Consider the following 24,744-nt stretch of genomic DNA (forward strand, 5'->3'; position numbering starts at 1 on the left):
ATTTAGGGTAGGATGCTTTCCTTGCCCTTTTCGTATCATTGATTTGTTAAGCAAACACGATCCTAACTTCGAGCAAAAGCGTTTTGAGTATATCGCTGAAATGGGCCTTGATTCAGTCACAGGCAAAGAGGCTGATGAGGAACTCCTGAATTATGCCACAAACTATACCAAGTACGCACCGAGTATAAAAGCGGGTTATGACTTCCTAATGGTAGGGGTAGCAGCTTGGAGTACTCGGGCTTATAATAAGGATATACAAACACAAAGGGCCGATGCCCAGATTAATGAGTATTATCAGATTAAGGATGCGGTGAGAAATTCGAGTGTGGGGAGTCAGCCGGTGGTACCGGATGCTGAAGTGAATACTAGAGCTTTTACTGAAAAAACCGTTCCGGATTTTGTAACTCGAAACGATAACAATTTCTCTGATACTCGAAATTATAAAGGAAACCCTAAAGCTTATATCAATAAGGATGGTTATCTAGTGTCAGTAAATCCTGATGGAGATCTTCCTATCCATTCTCAAATACGAGGCGGTAATTCTGATCGTACACCTTATATTTCAACAACAGATCCAGAATTCAGTACAACTCCCAAAAATTATGGATCATATAGGATAAGGATTGATTCCAAGCAAATTCAGCATGATATTGAGACAGGAAAACTTAAAAACGTAGAAGTTATAACACACCAAGAAATAGTTGACCATTTGCAAAAACGAGTTGACCAAGCACAAGTGAGATATAATAAAAATCCAAATGATATAAATACGAGAAGGCTAAATGATGCTAAAAAAGATTTATTCAATACTAAACGTGATGGGGAAGTATTGATAAAAGGAAATATTCCACCCGAATATTTTACTTTTGAATAAGGAGAAAAAATGACTAGAGAAGAACTTGATAATCTATTTTACAAAGTCCCTAATGGTGTAGACTACGCAGACCTGCTTGAAGAAGTTGACTTAGAAGATGTGCCAGAAGAAACGATTAACAAACTTATCTCTTTATTATCTAGCGATGATGATTTTTTGCGCTATAAAGCTTCTAGGCTTTTAACTATTTGGGGGCTGAAAGAAGGTTTTGATGTGTTGACTCAGATGTTTGTTGAAGGGAAATTGGAAGGCTACATTCCTCATCGGCTATATAGTTATGATGATACAAATCGAATTATATTAGATGCTCTTACTAGCTATTGGGCTAATCAATCAGATATTGGCAATGGTGATAAAGCAAGGCAAGACATATTCCCTTATGTCTGCAAAATTATAGAGCAGGCGGAAAAAGGTTATTATGATCTTTCATATTTTTACTATCTAGTTGAAGATAATGGCTTTTCTGAATATATCCCTTACCTAAAGCACTTTCTATCTGTTATTATGGATAAGCCAGAAGATAATTATTGGCGAATTCATGATACTTTGAAACTGTTTTTAGAGATAGAACCTGATTATGTGGAAAAACTTCTGGAGGAGAAAAGTAAATCACTAGCTGATTTCGGATTGGAGGAAGAGAATGAAGGCAATTAAATTCTATAAGGTAAACGATGCTTACGGTTATATGTCCAATTTTGCTCCTTATCCTTTTTCGGATGGAAATAAAATCTGGCCTACATCGGAACATTATTTCCAGGCTCAGAAATTCTTGGTTCCAGAAATTCAGGAAAAAATTCGCCTGCTGGAGTCACCTATGGATGCTGCTTTGGAGGGACGCAATCGCCAGAATCCGTTACGAAAGGACTGGGAAGATGTAAAGGATGATATTATGCGTTATGCTGTTCGTGAGAAATTCCGTCAAAACACAGTAATTATGGAAGATTTATTAGAGACTGGAGATAGTATCATCATTGAACATACGAAAAATGATAGCTACTGGGCTGATGGTGGCGATGGTACAGGAAAAAATATGCTGGGGCAAATTCTGATGGAAGTACGGACAGAGCTTCGCTAAATACAAACTACTAACAAAGACAATCTATTCAGTTAGGTTTTAAATTCCCCTAGTTCAGTCTGTAAAGATAAAAAAATCCCGATAAACAGATATATATGTGTTTATTATCGTAAAAAGTGAAAGGGAGAGATAAATCTTTTGCCCTTTTCCTCTAAGTTTAGAGCTGATTAGCCGCTATTTCACAGATAGTCTGCAGGTTTTGGGCTTAGCTATCCAAGGAGCGACGCAGCTTAGTCAGGTATTGCTGGATAGCGATGGTAATTATTCAACTGAAGGCTTGAATATGAGTTGGGTAGAAGAAATCAAAAAGGCAAAGATTCAGACTATTTCAAAGAAAAATATCTGGAACCTAAAGAACGACTGATTCAAGAAGCTTCTCGCAATATGATGCTATCGGATGAAGGTGATGCTTATTATCGTAGCCAACTCAAGGAAAAATTAAAGGGTAAACCTCGTTCAGAATGGGATAAGATTGTTGATGATTATAACCATACTCTAAAAATTGACAATGAAGGCAATATAATTGATGTAATTGATTATAGTGATTATGATGGTTCTTTCTACGTTGTAAATAAGAATGGTCGTTACGATGAACAGTATACTAACCAGATCAATGAGGAATTACATAAACTAGAAGCGGAAAATACTGAAGCTAATTTAGGAGCAGTGGCTCAGGGGCTTGTAGAAATTTTAGCTGGTATTGGTGTTTACTTTGGAGGAACAGTTGCTGAGGCTGTAGGTTTATTCTTTGGACTAGAATCTGCTGGAACTTCTGCAATTGCTGGTATAGCAGTGGCTGATTTGAGCTATGCTTTTTGCGGAAGTTTAGTAATAGATGGTGCCAGAAATATAGGTACAGCTATTGTTAAAACGAATATAGCCAATGGTAAAATCAGCCTAAATACAGCTAGCAACTATGACAGCTGGCAGGCCAATAAACCGACGAGTAAGACCATTTCTGGCAGAGGTGGTAAACAAATTGAAGCCCGAGTAGGAAATCGAAAAGTGAAGCTTCGTGTAGATTGGGAGTCAACGAGTGGTTCGAATGGTGATGGAGTTTTCCAGGTTCAATCTGGAAGTGGGAAGTCGGGGTATAGAGTGAATGAGCATATTGACATTAAGAATATTTACAATAAAAACTCAATATGGGATTGGATTAACACTAATGATAACTTAAAAAACCTTAATAAAACTGTTAAAGAAGAAATCTTCAATAGAATTTGGAAAACTTATCAAAATAATTACTGAAATTAGGAGGGAATATGAAACTATATATAAAAAGTGATTTTACGAAAAAAATAGACTTCACAACTAGAGAGCTTGTTTGGAAGATGTGGTTTAAGGAACGGAATGGCAAGAAAATAAGTTTCTCCAATGTTGGTGATGATGCTATGTTACAGGATGATTTTTACTTTGGTGTTCGGTTACACAAGTGGTCTTCAGTTGACGAAAGATGGGATAAGGCTCCTTTTATAATTCCTAGTAATCCTTGGTTGTCTTTGGAATATGAGAGTATAACACTTGAATTTGAAAAAACTTTCATTACAGAGTGGAGAGAACGTGGAGATTATCTACGTATCGCAACATCTCATATAGATGTTTTAACAGTAGATAAACGTGCTTTATACATTATGGCGGTCGAGGTTGCGAGTGCAATAGGTGGGAATATCAGCGAGGATGACAAAGAGACATGGTTAGATGTAGAGACTTTTAAGGAGCTACATAAGGATGTTCTTTCACTGACTTATGATGAAGCGGTTGAAATTAGTTTGGAAGAATTAAAGACAATGGTGCCAGTAAGAGATCCTTTATGGGAAGAAGAAGAGCGCCTTCGTGAAGAGTACATCCAAATCCACGGCGAACGTGTTTATGACGAAGAGGAAGACGAGTGAGACTATACATCAAAGGTGATTACACAAAAGAAATTCCATTTAATTACTTAGAACTAGCGAAGAGAATGTGGTTTGAAACTTATCAAGGAGAAGGTATCCCTCTCTCCTATTCTGGTTTCCGTCAAATCAGAGATAGGAATGATATAGCAATTCATCTAAAACTAGATAAACAGGATTATGATGAACGTTGGTTGCATGTTCCGATACAAGAAGGGATAAAATATCGCTTTTTTTCACAAATTGATGAAGAACTAAATTTAGATTATGAAGATGCTTATGTAACAGATTTTCGAGAAAATGGAGAATGTCTGCGTCTCGCTTCTACCCATCTTGAACTGCTCACTCTTGATAAAAGAGCGTTCTATATCATGGCCATTGAGATTGCCACAATCTTTAATGGTCAAATGAGCGAAGATGACAAGAAAACATGGCTAACAGTCGAGGAATTCAAGAAAAAACACCAAGATATCTTATCTCTAACCTTTGAGGAGGCAAATGAGATGAGTTTGGAAGAAATTCAAACGATTGACGCCATTGACGAGCCACTCTGGGAAGAATTGGATAGAAAACGCGAAGAGTATATCCGAATTCATGGAGAGGTAGAGCTGGATGACGATGAGGAAGATGAGTGAGAATTTATATTAAAGGTGATTACACCAAAGAAATTCCGTTTGATTACTTAGAACTAGCGAAGAGAATGTGGTTTGAATCTAAAGATGGTAAGCGAGTAGATTTTTCTTATTTTGGAAATACTCGCCCATTTAAAACAGACCCAACTATTCACTTAAAATTAAATAAGTGGATGCATGATAGTAGATGGAATAATGTTCGGTTGAAAGAAGGGATTACCAACGAATTTGGAAGTCATGTATATGAAAATCTTGAATTAGATTTTGAAGATAATCCAGCAACAGACTATCGAGAAAAAGGAGACTGTCTACGTTTAGCTTCTACCCACCTTGATCTTCTAACTGTTGATAAACGTGCCTTCTATATTATGGCCATTGAAATTGCGACTGCGATTGATGGTCAGATTAGCGAAGATGATAAAGAGAGCTGGTTAAGTGTGAAGGAATTTAAAAATCGTCATGAGGATATCCTTTCGATGAGTTATGAACAGGCTAATGAGATGAGCCTTGAAGAAATTCCGTTTATGGATGATGTTCGAGATCCAGTTTGGGAAGAAGACGACCGCAGGAATGAAGAATACATTAAAATCCATGGAGAAGTGGAGTTAGACGAAGAGGAAGACGAGTGAGAATTTACATCAAAAGTGATTTTAAGAAAAAAATGACCTTTACAACAAGAGAGTTGCTCTGGAAAATGTGGTTTAAGGAGTGGCATGGTCATCCTATTACATACTCAAACGTCGGTGATGATGAGATGTTGCAAGATGATTTTTACTTTGTAGTAAGCTTTGATAAATGGCGTTTTTTTGACTCAAGATGGAATAATATTCCCTCTTATGATTTAAAAAATCCGTGGAATTCCTATAAATATGAAAATATATCCCTTGAATTTGAAAAAACTTTCATTACAGAGTGGAGAGAACGTGGAGATTATCTACGTATCGCAACATCTCATATAGATGTTTTAACAGTAGACAAACGTGCCTTATACATTATGGCAGTCGAGGTTGCGGGTGCAATTGATGGGCAGATTAGCGAGGATGACAAAGAGACCTGGGTGGATGTAGAGACTTTTAAGGAGTTGCACAAGGATGTTCTTTCACTAACTTATGATGAAGCGGTTGAAATTAGTTTGGAAGAATTAAAGACAATGGTACCGGTAAGAGACCCTCTATGGGAAGAGGAAGAACGCCTTCGTGAAGAATACATCGCTATCCATGGTGAACGAGTTTATGACGATGATGAAGATGATTTTTAAAAGTAAGCTATGGTACGAGAGTCTGATTAACACAGAAGACCATCATGTCCAGTATTTCAACTATATATTATGAACAAGACCTTGAGAATATTTTCTCAAGGTCTTTTGCTAGATTTTTAAAACATTTATTAAGCCAATCAAATTGATTACTTAATTAAGAGCAAGCAAATGGCGCAAAAGAGGAAATTTTCATTAGAAGCTTCAAGCCCGTATTCTACTTACAAAATAGATAATAAAGGTGTATACTAAAAGCAAGTAAGAATAGAAAGCAGGATTGTTCTATGAAGAAAACTGTCTATACAAAAGCTGGGGAAGTGGGTCTAGTAGAAGTGGAGCGTCCACAAATTGAAGCACCGGATGATGTCATTCTCCGTATCGTTCGGACCTGTGTCTGTGGTTCAGACCTGTGGCATTATCGCAATCCAGACATCGAAAAGGGCCATCAAAATAGTGGGCATGAAGCTATCGGGATTGTCGAAGAAATCGGTGAGGCTATTACAACGGTTAAGCCTGGCGATTTTGTTATTGCTCCCTTTACTCATGGATGTGGGGAATGTGATGCCTGTCGGGCAGGATATGATGGAACTTGTGATCGTCATGTTGGTAATAATTGGTCTGATGGTGTGCAAGCAGAATATATGCGCTTCGAATATGCCAACTGGTCCCTGGTCAAAATCCCAGGGCAACCCTCAGATTATACAGAAGGCATGCTAAAATCTCTCTTGACGCTAGCTGATGTCATGCCGACAGGTTACCATGCAGCGCGTGTTGCTGACGTCAAGCCAGGTGATAAGGTAGTTGTCATTGGTGACGGAGCGGTTGGACAATGTGCAGTGATTGCTGCTAAAATGCGTGGAGCTTACCAAATCGTCCTCATGAGCCGTCACCAAGATCGCCAAAAAATGGCCTTGGAATCAGGTGCGACAGCTGTTGTAGCTGAACGTGGTCAAGAAGGAATTGCCAAAGTCCGTGAAATCCTTGGAGGAGGAGCAGATGCAGCTCTGGAATGCGTCGGGACAGAAGCTGCCGTTGACCAGGCGCTGGGAGTCCTTCACAATGGTGGCCGGATGGGCTTTGTTGGAGTTCCTCACTATAACAACCGTGCTCTTGGATCGACCTTCGCTCAAAACATTACGGTGGCAGGCGGAGCAGCCTCCGTCACGACTTACGATAAGCAAATTTTGCTCAAGGCTGTCCTTGATGGCGATATCAATCCAGGACGTGTCTTCACTTCAAGTTATAAACTTGAAGATATTGATCAAGCCTATAAAGACATGGATGAACGCAAGACCATTAAGGCTATGATTGTGATTGATTAGAAAAGAGTCTAGTAGAATTGTTGTCTACTAGACTTTTTGTTAGAGTAATTCTTAAATTGCTGTTGAACCTTTCTGTCTGTTCCCCATGAAAATGAATTTACGGGCCAATAAGAGTTAAGCTTACATTCTAAAAGAGTTTCTATGAAGTCTATTATTATCTGCGTGCAAACGATAGAGTAAGTTTATCAGCTTGTCAGCATTTACTGAGTAAGATTTGTAGATAAGGAAGGTCTTGTGGCATAGATAGATTTTAGGAAAATAAAAAATATCAAAAAAATTATCACTAATTATTGACAATGTTTCGAAAAGCTGTATAATAGATAATGTAACGAGCGCTATTACAACGAAGAAAGGATGCTATGAATATCTTTAACGGATTCAAACAACTTTTTAAACAGAAAGAGGAAAAAATAATGACAAACTTCTCAGATTTACAAGCAAAACGTCGCTCCATCTATGCTTTGGGCAAAGATGTAGAACTTACAAACCAAGAATTGATTGATACTATTCAAGGAGCAATTCTCCAAACACCAACAGCTTTCAACTCACAAACATCACGAGTTGTGATTCTGTTGGATGAAGAGTCAGATGCTTTCTGGAATGAGATTGCCTACTCAGAACTTGAAAAAGTGACTCCAGCTGAAGCTTTTGAAGGAACAAAGGAACGCTTGGCAGGTTTTGCTCAAGCCAAAGGAACCATTCTTTTCTATGAAGATCAAGACGTTGTCAAAGGTCTTCAAGAGCAATTCCCGCTTTACGCTGAGAATTTCCCAATTTGGTCAGAGCAAGGCCACGGAATTGCCCTTTATGCGACATGGTTGGCTCTAGCTGAGCAAAATATTGGTCTCAATGTGCAACACTATAACCCCTTAGTAGATGCACAATTGGCTGAAAAATATGATATCCCAGCAAACTGGAAACTCCGTGCTCAAGCACCATTTGGAGAAATCAAGGCATCAGCTACTGACAAAGAAATCCAAACAGAAAACCGCTTCAAGGTATTTGGGAACTAATCAATATAAAAAATCCCATCTGGAACTAGATGGGATTTTTAGTTTTTTCACAATAATTTAAAAAGTGGACAGGAAAGACCATTTCGGAGTATCGAGAAGAGATTCAGAAACACTCCTAAAATCAGAGATATTTTTTATAAGCATCAGATAATATCATCTGGTGTTTTTATTTTTTTAAAGAATTTCAACTTTTTTCTTGACAAGTGAGTAAACACTAACTATAATAGCTCTTGTGATTTAAAAAGTGAGTACGTACTCACCTAGGAGGAGGCATATGAAAAAATTGCTACATTTACAAGATTTGGATAAGTCTTTTGGTCGTCAAATGGTTTTGAATCATGTCAGCTTTGAATTGCAGCCGGGAGAAATTATAGGCTTAATTGGTCCGTCTGGTGCTGGTAAATCAACCATGATTAAGACCATGTTGGGAATGGAAAAAGCTGATGGAGGCGAAGCTTTAGTTCTGGATCATACTATGCCCAATCGTCATATTTTAGGAGATATTGGTTATATGGCCCAGTCAGATGCCTTATATGAGGCTTTGTCAGGCCAAGAAAATTTGGAATTTTTCGGTCAGCTAAAAGGGCTATCCAAAAGAGATTTGACAGTTGAAATTGCCCACGTGGCTCAAGTTGTGGATTTGACAGAGCATTTGAATAAAACGGTATCCGGTTATTCTGGAGGAATGAAACGGCGTTTATCTCTGGCCATCGCACTTCTGGGGAATCCTCAGCTCTTGATTTTGGACGAACCGACAGTTGGAATCGACCCTTCTCTTCGAAAGAAAATCTGGAAAGAATTATTCGCGCTTAGAGATAATGGGGTTGGGATATTAGTTACTACCCATGTTATGGATGAAGCAGAGTTGACGGATAAGGTCGGTTTATTATTAGGCGGAAAAATCATTGCTTTTGATACACCGCAACACTTAAAAGAAAGTTATCAAGTTTCAAGTATTGAAGAAGTATTTTTAAAAGCAGAAGGTGAGTAAAATGAGAACAATAGCGATTGCAAAAAAAGTCATCAAAGAATTACTTCGTGACAAACGAACTCTAGCCCTGATGTTTATAGCACCTGTTTTTATCATGTGGTTGATGAACCTCATGTTTTCAGCTAGTACAACCGTGAATGTCAAGTTGGCAACACAAGATCTACCAACTGGTTTGGTAACGAAAATGGATGAGCTCGATCATGTGGACGTCGAGATTTATCAAGGCTTAGATCAAGCCAAAGAAGCGCTAGTAAATGAAAAAGTCGATGCTGTGATTTCTTATAAAGACGGTGAGTATCAGGTCGACTACGCAAACACAGATGCCTCCAAGACATCTATGATACGACAAGTGTTACGAACAAGTATCGTCAATGAAGGCACCGATCAGTTATTATCTCGTGTCAAACAAGCTCTTCCACAATTGAAATTAGATGCAAAGGCGCCTGAAATCAAAGAATCTTACCAATATGGAGATAAAAATACTGGATTCTTTGCACGTATGATTCCAATTTTAATTGGCTTTGTGGTCTTCTTCTTTGTCTTTTTGATTTCTGGTATGGCGCTTTTGAAAGAACGCACCAGTGGAACACTAGAACGTTTGTTAGCAACACCAGTGAAACGATCTGAAATCGTCTATGGCTATATGTTGTCTTACGGTATTATTGCGATTTTTCAAACGGCAGTTGTCGTCTTAGCAGCAATTTGGCTACTAGATGTAGAAGTTGTAGGAAGTATTTTAAATGTTATAATAGTTAATGTGGTACTGGCTCTTGTAGCACTGGCATTTGGAATTCTCTTGTCTACTCTAGCAAAATCAGAATTCCAAATGATGCAATTTATTCCTCTCGTGATTATGCCCCAACTTTTTTTCTCAGGAATTATTCCATTGTCATCCATGGGAGAATGGGCTCCAACTGTGGGGAAATTTTTGCCATTAACCTATTCTGGTGATGCAATAAGCCAGATTATTCTTTACGGGCACAATCTTGGTGATATTTTGTCAAATCTTAGTGTTTTAATGGTTTTCTTGATCATTTTAACAATTCTTAATATTGTTGGATTGCGTCGTTATCGTAAAGTTTAGAAATCAACATAAATAATGCTAAAAAGGTGTGAAGATTAGATGGATAAGACTGTTTTTGAATCGTTTGAAGATTACTTAGAAGAAGCGAATTACCCTCAAGGAAAGAAAAAAATCATGCAGGCAGCAGTGGATCTCATATCAACCAGGAGTTACCATGGGACATCAACTCTTCACATAGCTGAGCGTGCTGGACTAAGCCAGGCAACTTTGTTTAAGTATTTTAAGACGAAGGATGATTTACTGACGGCTATTTTACATCCTGTAGTCCCAGGCATTTTCGGTAGTTTTTTTGAGGAACTCTTAGCTTTTGAAACGACAGAAGAGAGGGTTCGTTATCTCGTCCACGATCGTATGAGCTATCTCAAAAAAAATCGTGCTTTGATGAAAATCATTCTGCAGGAGAGTTTTTCAAATAAAAAACTAAAAAATGAACAGATTTTTATCTGGAATGCTATTCAAGATAAACTTCGAGTACTTCATAAGGAATTGCTAGCAGATCCACGTGTAAATCCAGAGTTAACGATTCCTCAAATGGTTCGTATTTGTGTTGGTCCATTGTTGGCTTACTTCGCTCAGCTTTATATCGTTAGCGACAATGGAGAAATAAAAGAGGAAGACTTAGACTTATTAGAAAAACAAATCTTAGGTGGCTTGTGGAGATGATACTTGCATTATATTAATGAAGTTTAAGATTTATCTTTGAGAAATATTTTTATTAATCCATTCTTTCTCTTAAATCGTCGGACTTTTCTCATTTTCCTATTTTTCCTTGTATTAGTTTACGGGTTTATTTATAATGATTATAAATAAAAACAAGGGAGAATAATATAGATGGAAGAGCATAAAATTGATAAGAACTTTAGTGGTCGGCTGAACATCTTGCGAGCTGGGGTTTTAGGAGCAAATGATGGTATTATTTCCATCGCAGGAGTAGTAATTGGGGTGGCCAGTGCGACGGACAATGTTTGGATAATCTTTCTGTCTGGTTTGGCAGCTGTCTTTGCCGGGGCCTTTTCTATGGCAGGCGGAGAGTATGTGTCTGTTTCTACTCAAAAGGATACGGAGGAGGCTGCTGTTGCCAGAGAACGGGAGCTTTTAGAGAAGAATCCAGATATTGCAAGGCAGTCTCTCTATGCTGCCTATGTCCAAAATGGTGAGTGTGAAACATCTGCCCAGCTTATGACCAACCGGGCTTTTCTTCAAGATCCACTGGAGGCCTTGGTGGAGGAAAAGTATGGTATTGAGATCGAGGAGTTCACTAATCCTTGGCATGCGGCCATCTCTAGCTTTTTAGCTTTTGCGGTTGGTGCGCTTTTTCCTATGATTACCATTATCCTGCTTCCTGCCCATATCCGTATCTGGTCAACCGTTCTAATCGTGGCCTTGGCGCTTTTGGGAACGGGCTATACCAGTGCTAGATTGGGCAAAGCACCGATCAAAAATGCTATGCTTCGAAATCTTGTGATCGGTCTTCTAACCATGGCGGTCACTTATCTGGTCGGACAGATTTTTGCGATTTAATTTGAGAGAACAATTAAATCGAGCTTCCCTCTTCAACAAATTATAGAAGAAAGAGTGGCTTTTTAGGAAGTTATATGGAAGGTGTTGTTAGCGCCTTCTTTTTTTGTTATAGTGGAGCTAGCAAAGAGATTTACTAGAAAATAATGAGGCGGATAGATATATTTATGAAAAAAATGGACGAAATTGCAGATCTTGCTCCCTTACCTTCAGCAGCCCAGCTGGCTTATCATCGAGATGAGTTGGCGGCTTTTATTCATTTTGGTATCAATACTTTTTATGAGCAGGAATGGGGAAATGGTCAGGAAGATCCTCGTCTTTTTAATCCGACGAAACTGGATACAGATCAGTGGATTAGGATTTTGAAAGAGACTGGATTTAAAAGAGTAGTTGTCGTAGTCAAGCACCATGATGGTTTTGTCCTTTATCCGAGTCGCTACACAGACTATACGGTGGCAGCTAGCCCCTGGAGAGATGGCAAGGGTGATCTATTAGCAGAAATTTCTCGCTCAGCAAGCAGGTATGATATGGATTTAGGTCTTTACTTGTCTCCTTGGGATGCTCACAGTCCGCTCTATCACATTAAGACTCAAAAAGCCTATCATGAATATTATCAGAAGCAACTGGAAGAAATTCTGAGTAATCCTCTTTATGGCAATAAAGGGAAATTTGTAGAAATCTGGATGGACGGGGCGCGTGGTGAAGGTGCCCAAAAGCTTACCTATGATTTTGAATCTTGGTTTGAGACCATTCGCCATTACCAAAAAGATGCTCTGATCTTTTCGACAGAAGCGACTGAACTGCGTTGGATAGGAAATGAAAGAGGCCGGGCCGGAGATCCCTTGTGGCAGAAAATTCGACCAGAAAAACTAAGTGAGAATACTCCATCGGCCTATCTCTGCCATGGTGATCCGCAAGGGACACAGTATTCCTTGGGAGAAGCTGATGTATCCTTGCGCTCGGGCTGGTTTTATCATGCGAGTCAGCAGCCCAAATCTTTGGCTGATCTGCTGGATATCTATATGGATTCCGTTGGGCGTGGGACACCCCTCTTACTCAACGTCCCGCCAACTAAGGAAGGGCTATTAGCGGAAGAAGATGTCCAGCGCTTGCAGGAATTTCACCGGGTCATTTCAGATTTATATACGGATAATCTAGCCTACCAGGCCAAGGTGAGCTGTAGTAATGAAAAAGAAGGCTTTCCATCTAGTCATTTGACGGATGGACGGGAAGATACTTTCTGGGCGCCAGCTTCAGACGAGTCAGCCTATGTCTTAGAAATTGACTTGTGCCAGACTCGTAGCTTTAATCTCGTTGAAATTCGAGAACCCATTTCTAAAGGCCAAAGGATCGCAGGCTTTACCTTAGAAGTGAGGCAAGAGAATGGCTGGACGGACTTTGCTCGTGGTCAGACTATTGGCTACAAGCGCCTTCTCTTAGGGGAAATGGTTGAGGCTCGCTATTTAAGGTTGATGTTGACGGATTTTCAAGTTCTTCCTCTTTTGAACAAGTTTGCAGTCTATAAGGCACCGGCTGTGCTGGAAAAGAAAAACACGATTGCTGGTTTAGAATTTTCAAAAATAAGCTCTCCTCTTGTCGGAGGGCAAAACCTTTCAATCAGCCTCAGACGTTTGGACAAAGTGGAGGATAGAGAGAAAATTCAGATAGTCACGGAGCCCGGTACTGGAACGCATGGGACGGCTTATCTAGATCAGGTTTGGGAAATCACATTTGCTACTGGGGAGCAGACGAAAGAAATCAAGCTATCGACTTTAGCTTTTACAGGTCAGGAAGACTTGGATTTTTATCTTTGTGCTAACCGAGAGGACGGTCGGCAAAATCGGGTCAAAATCGTGGTCAAGCCAAGTTCAGAATAAAAAACGCGGAACTCTTGTTCTGCATTTTTTGTTTATTATTCTTTTGAAGAATTTGGTAGCCAAGACAAGTAGAAGTCTAGGCGCTTAGCAGCTAGTAGTTCTTCATGGGAAATGTGTTGCAGTGCCTGCCCATCTAACTCTGTCTTAGTCACAAATTGGAAGTGCGGATAGTTGTCATGAGCATAAATGTCTAGCCATGTTTGACTTTGTGGTAGATACAGGCGTAGATGATTGAAGAGGGGAATACCTAGGTCGTAAAATGGTTTTCCAGGACAGGTCGGATAGAGCCCGATGGCGCTCCAGATGTACCAAGCAGAGAGGCTACCATTGTCTTCGTCACCAGGAAAAGCTTGCCAGCCAGGTCGGAAGCCTTGCTCTCTCAGGCTTTTAATAAGTAGACTTGTATACTCCGGTTTGTCGCTGTAGCGGAAGAGATAGGGGATGTGAAAGCTGGGCTGATTTGAAATGGCTAGTTGACCAAAGTGAGCTGTCGCCATTTCACTCATTTCGTGGATTTCATAGCCATAACCTGTTACGTCATAGGAAGGCTGGTCCTGGCAGAGCTTGGTTAGATAATCAGTGAATGCTGTTTTCCCTCCCATTAGATTTTTCAGTCCTTCAATATCATGGAAGACGCTGAGTGTATTTTGAATAGCTGAGCATTCTGCATAATCTCGACCCCAAGTGTATGGAGAAAAGTCTGGCCGGAATTGTCCGTTTCGGTCTTTGGCTCTCATATAGCCCGTTTCTGGATCGAATAGATGCTGGTAATTAAGAGACTGCTGAGAGTATTGTTGAGCTACTGATTTTTGTTGGAGTTTATTAGCAAGGCTAGCAATACAAAAATCACTGTAGCTATAGTCTAGGGTATGGCTGACACTTTCATGGTGGTCAGAAGGCAGATAGCCTAGAGTTTGATAGTCCCAAGCTCCTTGCCTGCCGTAACGTTTAGAAGGGTCTTCCTGCTCTGCTGTTTCTAACATGGCTTGGAAAAGATCTTTTTCTAAGTCAGGTATGAGATTTTTAGCAGTAGCATCTGCAATGACGCCGTCTATCAAGGTACCTGGCATCATGCCCCGTTCATCAGGAGCAAGCCACTTTGGTAAAAATCCTGTTTCTTTGTAGAAATTCAGAAAGCCTTCTAGAAAGTCATGATAGGTATCTGGAGCCATAAGGGCTAATAGAGGAAAGCTAGTACGAAATACATCCCAAAAACCGATATTGGTAAAGAGTTTCCCTGGCTGAACAGTCTGGTGGGTAAGATCCCAATGGATTTCTTGACTTTCTGCATCAAGCTCATAAAAGGTTTGAGGAAAGAGAAAGAGCCGGTAGAGAGCTTGGTCAAACATCCGACGGTCTATTTTGCCTTGGTCTACAATATCAAAACGATGGAGAAAGGCTTCCCAGTCTTGTTTGGTTTCTTCTTTGATTTTGTCAAAGGAAGACTGGGGTAGATTGATCAGGGCTTGTTCTTCTGATATAAAAGATGTGGCTAAGGAAAATTGCAGTTGGCCTTGCTCGAAATCTAGGACAAGGTCTTGGTCTAAGAAACTCTGTTTTTTGATAGGCTGATCAAAGCGCAGGCAGACATGCATGACTAAGGACTGCTTGGCTGGCTTGGTTTCTTCCTTGAGGCTACCTAAGAGAGTGTTGGCATCTACTTGCCGAAAAGTCGTATTTGCTTCACTATGGAGGATGAGACTGATAGGTTTCTCTCTCTGGTTGGTCAGTCGGAAACGAGCTCCGTAGCGACTAGGAGTCAGCTCAGTGCTGATCTGGTAGCGGTTGGAGTTGATTTTTAGATAATGAGGCTGGAAGATACTCTCGTCTGGTCGATAAGAAGACTGGCGGTGGTAAATATCTGAATGCTGTATCTTTTCTGAGACAGGAGTAATGAGAAACCACGAGTAGTCACCAATCCAAGGGCTGGGTTGGTGGGTCAGACGGATGCCTTGGAAAATAGGTGAGTCTGGATTAAAAAACCAAGATCCGTCTGTATGGCTACTTTGAGGTACAAAGTAGTTCATACCAAATGGTGCCCCTGTATAGGGTAGGGTATTGCCATGTGAAATGCTATGGGAATTGTCCGTTCCATAACGGGTGTCAATTGTTTCTAGTATTGGTTTCATATAAAATCTCCTTGCAATGAGGCCTGTTTTTTCTAGATTATAACATGAAAAACAATCCAATGGATAAGGCAAAAATATAATATCGAAAGGCCTTTAGTTTGTGTATATATTTTGAAAACGGTTTAGCCTATACTAGAGGATGTAAAGGACTATGAAAAAGGAGAAAATAATGGTTTATTCAAAAGAAATCGTCGGGAAATGGCTGGAGTCTGTTGCCCAGTTAGCCCACGAACATCCATCTTGGGTATCTGTTTTTGAGCGGTGCTATACAGATACTTTAGATAATACAGTAGAAATATTAGAAGATGGCTCAACCTTTGTTTTGACGGGAGATATTCCAGCTATGTGGCTACGAGATTCGACAGCTCAGCTAAAACCCTATCTCTTTGTAGCTAAGGAAGATCCGAAAACACGCAAAACAATTGCTGGTCTGGTCAAACGTCAGATGACACTGATTTTAAAAGATCCCTATGCCAACGCTTTTAATATCGCGGATAACTGGAAGGGACATCATGAGACAGACCATACAGACTTGTCTGGTTGGATTTGGGAGCGCAAGTATGAAGTGGATTCACTCTGCTATCCTCTGCAACTGGCTTATCTCTTATGGAAAGAGACTGGTGAGACGAGTCATCTAGATGCTACTTTTGTGGCGGGTGTCAGAGAAATTCTTCGGGTTTGGACGGTAGAACAAGACCACAGTCGCTCTTCCTATCGTTTTGTTCGTGATACGGACCGCAAGGAAGATACACTAGTTAATAAAGGGCAAGGGCCTGAATTTGCTGTGACAGGGATGACTTGGTCAGCCTTTCGTCCAAGTGATGATGCTTGCATCTACAGCTATTTAGTGCCGTCGAATATGTTTGCAACGGTTGTCTTAGGCTATGTGACAGAAATCTTTGAAACATTGAATCTGGATGGAGCTGAGGAGATTGTTCTGCATGCACAGCGTCTGCAAAGAGAAATCAAAGACGGAATTGAAAATTACGCCTATACCAAAAATGCCAAAGGCGAAAAGATTTATGCTTTTGAGGTAGATGGTTTGGGGAATGCCAGCATTATGGATGATCCCAATGTACCGAGTCTATTGGCGGCGCCATACCTGGGCTTTTGCTCGATAGATGACGAAGTCTACCAAAATACACGCCGCACCATTCTTAGCCCTGAAAACCCTTACTATTATGAAGGAGAGCGAGCTGCAGGAATAGGAAGTTCACACACCTTTTATCGATATATCTGGCCGATTGCCTTGGCAATTCAGGGTTTGACCACGCACGATAAGGAAGAAAAACGTCGGATCTTAGACCTCTTGGTGGATTGTGACGGAGGCACAGGTGTCATGCATGAGAGCTTCCATGTGGATGATCCGACTAAGTATTCTCGTGAATGGTTCAGTTGGGCAAATATGATGTTCTGCGAATTAGTATTAGACTATTACGATTTAAGAATTGACGTATAAAATTTTAAAAATAGAGGTATAAAATGGAAAATATTACTGTACATATTATTTCTCACAGCCACTGGGATCGAGAATGGTATCTCCCTTTTGAGTCCCACCGGATGCAGCTGGTAGAGTTATTTGACAACCTTTTTGATCTTTTTGAAAACGATCCTGACTTTAAAAGTTTCCATTTAGACGGACAGACCATTGTCTTGGATGATTATTTGGAAATCCGTCCAGAAAATCGTGACAAGCTGCAGCGCTACATTGATGAAGGTAAATTAAAGATCGGTCCTTTCTATATCTTGCAGGATGACTATCTGATTTCCAGCGAAGCCAATGTCCGCAATACCTTGATTGGTCAGCAAGAGTGCAAGAAGTGGGGCAAGTCCACTCAGATTGGTTATTTCCCAGATACTTTTGGAAATATGGGGCAGGCACCTCAAATTTTACAGCAATCTGGCATTCATGTAGCAGCTTTCGGTCGAGGAGTGAAGCCAATTGGATTTGACAACCAAGTCTTAGAGGATGAGCAATTCACTTCTCAGTACTCTGAAATGTACTGGCAAGGTGCCGATGGGAGTAAGGTTCTAGGGATCCTTTTTGCAAACTGGTATAGCAATGGGAATGAAATCCCAGTCGACCCTGAGGAAGCGAAGATTTTTTGGGAACAAAAATTAGCAGATGTGAAGAGCTACGCCTCTACAAACCAATGGCTGATGATGAACGGCTGTGATCACCAGCCAGTTCAGCGCAACCTCAGCCAAGCTATCAGAGTAGCCAATGAGCTTTATCCAGATATCAACTTTGTACATAGTTCTTTTGATGACTATGTGCAAGCGGTGGAAGCAGCTCTTCCTGAGGAATTGTCTACAGTTCAGGGCGAATTGACCAGTCAAGAAACTGACGGCTGGTACACTCTGGCTAATACTTCCTCAGCTCGTATCTATCTAAAACAAGCTTTCCAAGAAAATAGTAACTTGCTAGAGCAGGTAGTTGAGTCTCTGACTGTTATCACAGGAGGTCACAATCACAAAGACCAGCTGACTTATGCTTGGAAAACCCTTTTGCAAAACGCACCCCACGACAGCATCTGTGGCTGTAGTGTAGACGAAGTTCACCGTGAAATGGAGACCCGCTTTGCCAAAGTCAATCAAGTGGGAGAATTTGTCAAAGGCGACCTGCTGGAAGTATGGAAACAAAAATTAGATAGCCGTCAAGCAGAGAGTGACCTGCTCTTCACTGTTGTCAATACGGGACTCCATGATAAGGTCGACACAGTTTCTGTGGATGTGACATTTGCGACTTGTGATTTCAAGGAGGCGCATCCGACCGAAGCCTACCGGAGAATGGCAGATCTGACGATTCCAGACCTGATTGTCAAGGATTTGGATGGTCGTCCTGTTGAAGCCAAAATCGAAGATTTGGGAGCTAATTTCCAATATGACCTTCCAAAGGATCGCTTCCGTCAAGCTTATATTGCTCGTCAGTTGCGCGTAACTTTGCCGCTTCATCTAGCACCTCTATCTTGGAAAACCTTCCAGTTACTCCCTGGTACAAAAGAAGAACATGAAGGACTCTACCGCAATGGCGTGATTGATACTCCGTTTGTGACTGTTAGCTTTGATGAAGACTTGACCGTTTACGATAAGTCAACTCATGAAGCCTATGAAGATTTCCTCCGCTTTGAAGATCGTGGCGATATTGGAAATGAGTATATCTACTTCCAGCCAAAAGATACAGAGCCAATCTATGCAAAACTAGCTGGCGTTAAGGTTTTGGAAAATAATGCCCGCTATACTAAAGTAGAGTTGAGCCATGAATTGACCTTGCCAGTAAGCGCTGATGATACGCTTGAGCAAGAGCAAAAAGGCATTGTTGAATTTATGAATCGCTCAGCAGGTCGTTCGTCAGAAGTGACAACTATGATCTTGTCAACAGAGTTGACGGTCTTTGCGGACAGCCCGCAACTGCGCTTTAAAACTCGCTTTACTAATACCGCTAAGGATCACCGCATCCGTGTTCTCTTCAGAACTCATAATAGTAGTAAGACAAACGATTCAGACAGCATTTATGAAGTGGTTTGTCGTAATAATCAACCAGCTTCTTCATGGGAAAATCCAGAAAATCCACAGCACCAACAAGCCTTCGTTACCCTCTATGATGACCAAAAAGCTGTCACAGTAGCTAATAAAGGTCTAAATGAATACGAGATTTTAGGTGATGATACGATTGCCGTAACTATTCTACGTGCAACAGGTGAGCTAGGCGACTGGGGCTACTTCCCAACACCAGAAGCCCAGTGCTTGCGTGACTTCCAAGTCGAATACACAGTAGAATGTCATCAACCACAAGAACGCTTTAGCGCTTATCGTCGAGCTAAAGCCTTCCAAACGCCGTTGACAGCTCTGCAAATTTCTAAACAAGAAGGAAGTGTTGTAGCAACTGGACAAGCCCTGGATCACCCAGCTCTCAACATGCCTGAAATCTGTCCAACGGCTTTGAAAGTGGCTGAAAACGAGTCAGGAATTGTACTTCGTTACTATAATATGACCCAAGAAGAGCAAGAAGTGACGACTGATTCCCAAACGCTAGTTAACCTTTTAGAAGAAGTAGTGCCTGAAAAGTCCGGAGTCCTAGGACCACAGGAAATTCGTACAGAACTATTGAAATAAGATTAAACTGAGACTGGGCCATCTTGTCCCAGCCTTAGAATTAATAAAAGAAGTAAAGGAGAAAAACATGGTCATTGCAACAGTCGATATAGGCGGCACAGGTATCAAGTTTGCGGCTATGTCCAAAGAAGGGGAAATACTGGAAAAGAAAGACCTTGCAACACCTGACAATCTAGGTGACTTGCTGGCTTGGCTGGATTCTTGTCTTTCTAAGCGAGCTTACCAAGGCATTGCCATGAGTGTGCCTGGGGCAGTTGATCGAGAAACAGGCATCATTGGTGGTATTAGTGCAGTTCCTTATATTCATGGCTTCTCATGGTATGATAAGCTAGCTTCATACGGTCTGCCAATTCATTTAGAAAATGATGCCAACTGTGTTGGTTTAAGCGAGCTTTTGGCTCACCCTGAGCTAGAAAATGCAGCCTGTGTGGTCGTTGGTACTGGTATTGGTGGCGCCATGATTCTCAATGGCAGATTGCACCGTGGCAAGCACCATCTGGGTGGAGAATTTGGCTATATGCTCTTGTCTGAACCAGCTGAGACGCTAGGGAATTGGTCACTTCTTGCTTCGACAGGTAGTCTTGTTCGCTCTGTTCAAGCTAGTACCGGCTCGCAAGACTGGAATGGTAAGAAGATCTATGAAGCTGCGGCTGCAGGAGATGAAACTTGCCAAGCAGCAATTGAGCAGATGAACCGAAACCTTGCCAAGGGGCTGCTCAATATCCAATATTTATTTGATCCGGATGTGATTAGTTTGGGTGGCTCTATCAGCCAAAATCCTGACTTTATTCAAGGTGTCCGCTCAGCGATTGCTTCTTATGTTGATCGCTATGAAGAATATTCGGTTGTACCAGAGATTCTGGCTTGTACCTACCAAGGAGAGGCTAATCTGTATGGTGCTTTAGTAAACTGGTTACAGGAGGAAGGCCAATGGCCACATTCTTAGGATTATCTAGTAAACAAGAAAAAGCTCTTTCCCGTTTAGAAAAGTATTTGAACTTGGGGGAGATTGAAGTCAGTCTTGTCACTGATTCAGCTAGATCGATCAAGGTTGAAGGACGTCAGGGGCGTTATCAAGTTAGTTTTAAGCAACCTCATCAGCTCTATCGAGCTTTGGTGCTTTTATCTTCTGCGCTTGGATCAGGTCAAGACGAAGTGCAGATTGAGGAAGAGGCAGCCTATGAGGATTTGGCCTATATGGCTGATTGCTCCCGCAATGCCGTCTTAAACCTAAGCTCAGCTAAGCAGATGATTGAGGTCTTGGCTTTGATGGGGTATTCTACCTTTGAGCTCTATATGGAAGATACCTATGAGATAGAAAATCAGCCTTATTTTGGCTATTTCAGAGGACGCTACACCGTTGCAGAATTGCAAGAGATTGAAGATTATGCCGCAGATTTTGATATGACCTTTGTTCCTTGCATTCAGACCTTGGCTCATCTGTCAGCTTTTGTCAAATGGGGTGTCAAAGAAGTACAAGAACTGCGAGATGTTGAGGATATCCTGCTGATTGGTGAAGAAAAAGTTTATGACCTAATCGAGGGCATGTTCCAGACGATGGCCCATTTGCGTACACGCAAGATTAATATCGGCATGGATGAAGCCCACTTGGTCGGTCTCGGACGTTATTTGATTCAACATGGTTTCCAAAACCGCAGTCTTCTCATGTGTCAACACCTTGAGCGAGTCTTGGATATTGCAGATAAGTATGGTTTCCACTGTCAGATGTGGAGCGATATGTTCTTCAAACTCATGTCTGCAGATGGTCAGTACGACCGTGATGTAGAAATCCCAGAAGAAACTCGTGTTTATCTAGATCGTCTTAAAGACCGAGTGACCTTGGTTTATTGGGATTATTATCAGGATAGCGAGGAAAAATACAATCGCAACTTCCAAAATCATCATAAAATCAGTCAAAATATTGCCTTTGCTGGTGGCGCTTGGAAGTGGATTGGCTTTACACCACACAATCATTTCAGCCGCTTGGTAGCTATCGAAGCCAATAAGGCCTGCAGGAAAAATCAGGTCAAGGAAGTGATTGTGACAGGCTGGGGAGATAATGGTGGAGAAACTTCTCAATTCTCAATCTTACCTGCTCTGCAGATTTGGGCGGAACTAGCTTATCGAAATGACTTGAAGAAAGTTTCAGAACACTTCTTAGTGAGCACAGGGCTTGACTTTGATGATTTTATGAAAATAGATTTGGCCAATCTCTTGCCAGGTTTACCAGAAAACCTCAGTGGTATCAATCCAAATCGCTATGTCCTTTACCAAGACATCCTCTGTCCCCTGCTGGAACGCCATATCCGACCGGAAGAAGACAAGCAGCATTTCGAAGTATCTGCTCAACAGTTAAAGGAAGTCAGCAAAAGAGCGGGCGAATATGGTTATATTTTTGAGACACAAGCCCAGTTAAATGCACTCTTAGCTTTGAAGATTTCCATAACATCTGGCATTCAGAAAGCTTATCGTAATGGTGATAAAGAACATTTGTCAGCCTTAGCTGAAAAAGATCTACCCCAGCTTTACCAAATGGTTGAAGACTTTTCGGACCAATTTAGTCGCCAATGGCAGCAGGAAAATAAGATTTTTGGCTTGGACACAATTGACATCCGTTTTGGAGGTTTACTCAAACGGATCAAACGAGCACAAGAACGCTTAGAGCAATACATTAGTGGTCAAATCGAGCGTGTCGAAGAATTAGAACAAGAAATCTTGCCTTTTAATGATTTCTATAAGGACCAAGGTTTGACAGCGACAACGGCCAACCAATGGCACTTGATTGCAACGGCCTCAACGATTTATACGACTTAGCAAAAAGCCGACCTTTTGGGGGTCGGCTTTTTCATCTCATTTTTATCTATAAATTGGATAAATAATTTGTATAGTTTTTTCTATAATTTGGAGTTTAAAATTATTTTTAAAAAAGCATATAATAGAAATGTGAAAACGGTGTCAACTAAATAGAAAGGGAGATTTGCATGAAAAAGTTGATAAAAACATTAAAAGAAAATTTCGTTTTCTTGCTCATGGTTCTGCCAGGAGTTATTTGGTTGATTTTATTCTTCTACATTCCGGTTTTCGGAAACGTAGTTGCCTTTCAGGATTTCCATATTCACCCTGATGGTTTCATTGCCAGTATCTTAAATAGTAAATGGGTGGGATGGGATAACTTCAAATTCCTATTTAGCTCGAGGGACGCATTTATCATCACCCGTAATACCCTGCTTTACAACTTCGGATTTATCATTCTAGGTTTGATTGCTGCAGTGGCGATTGCGATTATCTTTAGTGAAATGCGATCTAAGAAGTTAGTGAAAGTTTACCAAACTTCGATGCTCTTCCCTTATTTCTTGTCTTGGGTTATTATCAGTTACTTTGTAGATGCTTTCTTAAACATTGATAAAGGACTGATTAATCACTTGCTTCAAGGTTTTGGAAAGGAAGCCATTAACTTCTATACAACTTTAGGAATTTGGCCGGCTCTTTTGCTCTTCTTGGGTATTTGGAAGGGACTTGGATATAGTAGTGTTATCTACTATGCAACCATTATGGGGATTGACCCGACCTACTATGAAGCAGCAACAGTGGATGGTGCGACCAAGTGGCAACGCATTCGCAACATTACCTTGCCTCAGCTAACACCTCTGATTACGGTCTTGACCATTCTAGCAGTCGGAAATATCTTCCGCGCGGATTTCGGTCTCTTCTATACAGTAACCCGTAACGGAGGAGGAGGATCTCTCTATAGTGTTACTAACGTTTTGGACGTATATGTCTACAATGGACTTTCAGGAACTGGGGACATCACAATGGCCGCAGCTGCAGGATTGTACCAATCCGTTGTCGGTTTAATACTCGTTTTAGTATCTAACTTGATTGTTCGTCGCATAGATAAAGATTCTGCGCTATTCTAGAAAGGAGGAACCAATGAAAAAATCGGAAAAAATCAAAAAAGAAAAAATCGATAACGTTGGTATCCATGCCTTCAGTAAGCCAGCTAACTTATTTTTCAGTATTTTAATCGGGATTATTGCCCTATCTTGTATCTTACCATTTATCTTCGTTATTATGATCTCTATTACAAATGAGTCTGTGATAGCGACAAATGGTTTCAGCTTCTGGCCTTCTAAATTTGGCTTTGACGGTTATCTTTTCCTGGTACAGTTTAAGGACAAAATTTTAAACTCCCTTTTTATCACTCTGTTTGTGACAGCAGTCGGTACCAGCGTCAATGTCTTCATGACAACGACATACGCATATGCAATTTCTAGAAGAACATTTAAATACAAACGCTTCTTTACAGTATTTGCTTTGATTACCATGCTCTTTAATGCAGGTATGATTCCAGGTTACATCGTGGTAACTCAGTTGCTACGAATCGGAGATACCATTGCGGCCTTGATTATACCAATGTTGCTTTCTCCATTTAACATTATCTTGATGCGTACCTTCTTTAAACGGACGATTCCAGAAGCAATTCTTGAATCAGCTAAGATTGATGGTGCAAGTGAAACACGGATTTTCTTCCAAATTTGTTTACCACTTGCTCTACCAGGTATTGCAACAATCAGTCTCTTCACAGCTCTAGCTTATTGGAATGACTGGTTCAATGCCTTGCTTTATATCAAAAATCCAGATTTCTATCCTTTGCAATACTTGCTGATGCAAATCCAATCAAATATGGACTACATCGCAAAATCATCAGGTCTGTCATCACAAGTTGTTGGGGCAGCCAGTGGACTGCCTAAAGAAACTGGTCGTATGGCCATGGTGGTTGTGGCAACCTTGCCAATTGCAATGCTCTACCCATTCTTCCAACGTTATTTCGTAAAAGGTTTAACGATTGGTGGGGTCAAGGAATAAAAGTCCTAAACTTGCCTGTCAAGTATGGACTTCCTTGAAGTCAGCTTCGTAACTGAGCTTATCAGTTCATTAAATTGTTTATCAAAAAATAAAAATAAAGGAG

Annotated in this window: 21 protein-coding genes and 1 pseudogene; 21 read left to right on the forward strand and 1 reads right to left on the reverse strand. The window is 40.7% G+C overall.

The features are described from left to right. The 15 genes and pseudogenes from HMPREF2780_RS11815 to HMPREF2780_RS11255 form a co-directional block, all read left to right on the forward strand. A pseudogene (locus tag HMPREF2780_RS11815) lies at positions 1-874 on the forward strand (hypothetical protein); the annotation flags it as partial. A gap of 9 nt (positions 875-883) precedes the next feature. After that, a complete protein-coding gene (locus HMPREF2780_RS11185; RefSeq protein ID WP_045504277.1) occupies positions 884-1,528 on the forward strand; it encodes a hypothetical protein in 645 nt (214 codons plus the stop codon). Continuing rightward, positions 1,515-1,949, forward strand: a complete 435-nt coding sequence (locus HMPREF2780_RS11190) for an NADAR family protein (RefSeq protein ID WP_045504275.1) — start codon at positions 1,515-1,517, stop codon at positions 1,947-1,949. The genes HMPREF2780_RS11185 and HMPREF2780_RS11190 overlap by 14 nt, the downstream gene beginning before the upstream one ends. Positions 1,950-2,237: 288 nt before the next feature. Then, complete coding sequence (locus tag HMPREF2780_RS11195) at positions 2,238-3,197, forward strand: hypothetical protein (RefSeq protein ID WP_061596761.1); 960 nt, start codon at positions 2,238-2,240, stop codon at positions 3,195-3,197. A 14-nt stretch (positions 3,198-3,211) separates the two neighbouring features. Continuing rightward, positions 3,212-3,841 carry a hypothetical protein gene (locus HMPREF2780_RS11200; RefSeq protein ID WP_061596762.1) on the forward strand — a complete coding sequence of 210 codons (630 nt, stop codon included), beginning with the start codon at positions 3,212-3,214 and terminating at the stop codon, positions 3,839-3,841. Beyond that, positions 3,838-4,473, forward strand: coding sequence for a hypothetical protein (locus tag HMPREF2780_RS11205; protein WP_061598910.1), 636 nt, complete (start codon positions 3,838-3,840; stop codon positions 4,471-4,473). The genes HMPREF2780_RS11200 and HMPREF2780_RS11205 overlap by 4 nt, the downstream gene beginning before the upstream one ends. Further along, positions 4,470-5,099: a hypothetical protein gene (locus tag HMPREF2780_RS11210; protein ID WP_061596766.1), complete on the forward strand. Its 630-nt coding sequence runs from the start codon at positions 4,470-4,472 to the stop codon at positions 5,097-5,099. The genes HMPREF2780_RS11205 and HMPREF2780_RS11210 overlap by 4 nt, the downstream gene beginning before the upstream one ends. Beyond that, entirely contained in the window at positions 5,096-5,728 is a 633-nt protein-coding gene (locus tag HMPREF2780_RS11215) for a hypothetical protein (RefSeq protein ID WP_061596767.1), read from the forward strand. The genes HMPREF2780_RS11210 and HMPREF2780_RS11215 overlap by 4 nt, the downstream gene beginning before the upstream one ends. Positions 5,729-6,009: 281 nt before the next feature. Continuing rightward, entirely contained in the window at positions 6,010-7,047 is a 1,038-nt protein-coding gene (locus HMPREF2780_RS11220) for a zinc-binding dehydrogenase (protein WP_061596768.1), read from the forward strand. Between the two features lie 413 nt (positions 7,048-7,460). Then, positions 7,461-8,060: a nitroreductase family protein gene (locus tag HMPREF2780_RS11225; protein ID WP_045634178.1), complete on the forward strand. Its 600-nt coding sequence runs from the start codon at positions 7,461-7,463 to the stop codon at positions 8,058-8,060. 274 nt (positions 8,061-8,334) lie between these two features. Next, a complete protein-coding gene (locus tag HMPREF2780_RS11235; RefSeq protein ID WP_060553880.1) occupies positions 8,335-9,051 on the forward strand; it encodes an ABC transporter ATP-binding protein in 717 nt (238 codons plus the stop codon). A 1-nt stretch (position 9,052) separates the two neighbouring features. Next, positions 9,053-10,135 carry an ABC transporter permease gene (locus HMPREF2780_RS11240; protein WP_045504263.1) on the forward strand — a complete coding sequence of 361 codons (1,083 nt, stop codon included), beginning with the start codon at positions 9,053-9,055 and terminating at the stop codon, positions 10,133-10,135. 39 nt (positions 10,136-10,174) lie between these two features. Beyond that, positions 10,175-10,798: a TetR/AcrR family transcriptional regulator gene (locus tag HMPREF2780_RS11245; RefSeq protein WP_002901577.1), complete on the forward strand. Its 624-nt coding sequence runs from the start codon at positions 10,175-10,177 to the stop codon at positions 10,796-10,798. Positions 10,799-10,966: 168 nt separating this feature from the next. Then, positions 10,967-11,656, forward strand: a complete 690-nt coding sequence (locus HMPREF2780_RS11250; protein ID WP_061596769.1) for a VIT1/CCC1 transporter family protein — start codon at positions 10,967-10,969, stop codon at positions 11,654-11,656. Positions 11,657-11,829: 173 nt separating this feature from the next. Then, positions 11,830-13,530, forward strand: a complete 1,701-nt coding sequence (locus HMPREF2780_RS11255; protein ID WP_376739296.1) for an alpha-L-fucosidase — start codon at positions 11,830-11,832, stop codon at positions 13,528-13,530. A 35-nt stretch (positions 13,531-13,565) separates the two neighbouring features. On the opposite strand, the gene HMPREF2780_RS11260 is transcribed toward HMPREF2780_RS11255, so the two are convergent. Further along, positions 13,566-15,659 carry a GH92 family glycosyl hydrolase gene (locus HMPREF2780_RS11260; RefSeq protein ID WP_061596771.1) on the reverse strand — a complete coding sequence of 698 codons (2,094 nt, stop codon included), beginning with the start codon at positions 15,657-15,659 and terminating at the stop codon, positions 13,566-13,568. A 169-nt stretch (positions 15,660-15,828) separates the two neighbouring features. Here HMPREF2780_RS11260 and HMPREF2780_RS11265 point away from each other — a divergent pair, with 169 nt between their 5' ends. From HMPREF2780_RS11265 to HMPREF2780_RS11290, 6 genes are all read left to right on the forward strand, one after another. Further along, positions 15,829-17,118 carry a glycoside hydrolase family 125 protein gene (locus tag HMPREF2780_RS11265; RefSeq protein WP_061596773.1) on the forward strand — a complete coding sequence of 430 codons (1,290 nt, stop codon included), beginning with the start codon at positions 15,829-15,831 and terminating at the stop codon, positions 17,116-17,118. Between the two features lie 23 nt (positions 17,119-17,141). After that, positions 17,142-19,775 carry an alpha-mannosidase gene (locus tag HMPREF2780_RS11270; RefSeq protein ID WP_061596775.1) on the forward strand — a complete coding sequence of 878 codons (2,634 nt, stop codon included), beginning with the start codon at positions 17,142-17,144 and terminating at the stop codon, positions 19,773-19,775. A 67-nt stretch (positions 19,776-19,842) separates the two neighbouring features. After that, positions 19,843-20,721, forward strand: coding sequence for an ROK family protein (locus HMPREF2780_RS11275; protein ID WP_061596777.1), 879 nt, complete (start codon positions 19,843-19,845; stop codon positions 20,719-20,721). Next, on the forward strand, positions 20,706-22,589 hold the full coding sequence (locus HMPREF2780_RS11280) for a family 20 glycosylhydrolase (protein ID WP_061596778.1): 1,884 nt from the start codon (positions 20,706-20,708) through the stop codon (positions 22,587-22,589). Before HMPREF2780_RS11275 ends, HMPREF2780_RS11280 begins: the two co-directional genes overlap by 16 nt. Positions 22,590-22,756: 167 nt before the next feature. After that, entirely contained in the window at positions 22,757-23,692 is a 936-nt protein-coding gene (locus tag HMPREF2780_RS11285; RefSeq protein ID WP_012130801.1) for an ABC transporter permease, read from the forward strand. Positions 23,693-23,705: 13 nt separating this feature from the next. After that, positions 23,706-24,641, forward strand: a complete 936-nt coding sequence (locus tag HMPREF2780_RS11290) for a carbohydrate ABC transporter permease (RefSeq protein WP_008809750.1) — start codon at positions 23,706-23,708, stop codon at positions 24,639-24,641. The last annotated feature ends 103 nt before the right edge of the window (positions 24,642-24,744 follow it).

Origin of the sequence: Streptococcus sp. HMSC062B01 (assembly GCF_001811085.1) — a bacterium.
Taxonomy (GTDB): Bacteria; Bacillota; Bacilli; order Lactobacillales; family Streptococcaceae; genus Streptococcus; species Streptococcus gordonii.